Source organism: Micromonospora maritima (genome assembly GCF_902825405.1).
Lineage (GTDB): Bacteria > Actinomycetota > Actinomycetes > Mycobacteriales > Micromonosporaceae > Micromonospora > Micromonospora maritima.
Genome location: NZ_CADEAU010000824.1, coordinates 1 through 1,517 on the forward strand (window position 1 = coordinate 1; position 1,517 = coordinate 1,517).

Here is a 1,517-nt window from a genome sequence, read left to right on the forward strand (position 1 = left end):
ACCACCGGCCACGGCCGAGCCTCGGTCACCAGCTCCACCGACCCCGCCGACCAGTCGATGTGCGGCGACGGCGCGTCCACGTGCAGCGTGGCCGGCACGACGCCGTGTCGCATGGCGAGGACCATCTTGATGATGCCGGCGACGCCGGCGGCGGCCTGGGTGTGGCCGATGTTGGACTTGACCGAGCCGAGCAGCAGCGGCGTGTCCCGGTCCTGCCCGTACGTGGCCAGGACCGCCTGGGCCTCGATCGGGTCGCCGAGCGTGGTGCCGGTGCCGTGTGCCTCCACCACGTCCACGTCCGACGGCGACAGACCCGCGTCGGCCAGGGCCGCCCGGATCACCCGCTGCTGCGACGGCCCGTTCGGCGCGGTCAGGCCGTTGGACGCGCCGTCCTGGTTGACCGCGCTGCCGCGTACCACCGCGAGCACCGGGTGGCCGTGGCGGCGGGCCTCGGAGAGCCGTTCCAGGAGCAGCACGCCGACGCCCTCGCCCCAGCCGGTGCCGTCGGCGGCGGCGGCGAACGCCTTGACCCGCCCGTCGGCGGCCAGGCCGCGCTGGCGGGAGAACTCGACGAACAGTCCGGGCGTGGCCATCACGGTCACGCCGCCGGCCAGGGCCAGGTCGCACTCGCCCCGGCGCAGCGCCTGCACGGCCAGGTGGAACGCGACGAGCGACGACGAGCAGCCGGTGTCCACCGACACCGCCGGCCCCTCCAGGCCCAGCGCGTACGACACCCGGCCGGACACCACGCTCGCCGCGTTGTCGGTGCCGCCGAAGCCGGCCGCCTCGTCGGCGGCGACGAGCAGCAACGCCCGGTAGTCCTGGCCGTTGGTGCCGGCGAACACGCCGGTGCGGGAGCCGCGCAGCGACTCCGGCACCACGCCGGCCCGCTCGATCGCCTCCCAGGACGCCTCCAGCAGCAGCCGCTGCTGCGGGTCCATGGCGGCGGCCTCCCGCGGCGAGATGCCGAAGAACCCCGGGTCGAAGTCGCCCGCGTCGTGCACGAACGCGCCCTGGTCGGTGTACGTGGTGCCGGACGCCGCCGGGTCGACGTCGACGAGCGTTTCCGGGTCCCAGCCGCGGTCGGTGGGAAAGTCCCCGACCGTGTCGACGCCGTCGGCGACGATCCGCCACAGCCCTTCCGGGTCGCTGACCCCGCCGGGGAAGCGGCAGGCCATGGCCACCACGACAACCGCTTCCTCGCCCGCGACGGCGGCCACCGGGTCGGCCGGCGCGGGCGCCGGCTCGCCGCCGAGCAGCGCGGCCAGCAGCATGCGGGCCAGCGCCACCGGGTTGGGGTGGTCGAAGACGAGCGTGGTGGGCAGTGCTTGGCCGGTCGCGGTGACCAGGCGGTTGCGCAGCTCCACCGCGGTCAGCGAGTCGAAGCCGAGGTCCCGGAACGCGGTGCCGGCCGGGATCGCGCCGGCGTCGGCGTGACCGAGCACGTCGGCGGCGAGGTCCCGGACCAGGTCGGTGAGCGTCTCCTCGCGCCGGGCCGCGTCGAGCCCGGCGAGCCG

At 75.9% G+C, this 1,517-nt stretch carries 1 protein-coding gene; it reads right to left on the reverse strand.

Annotated elements, in window-relative coordinates; genetic code table 11:
- Window positions 1–1,517: type I polyketide synthase (locus HUW36_RS32675; RefSeq protein ID WP_174531564.1), on the reverse strand; the 1,517-nt coding region annotated here is incomplete at both ends.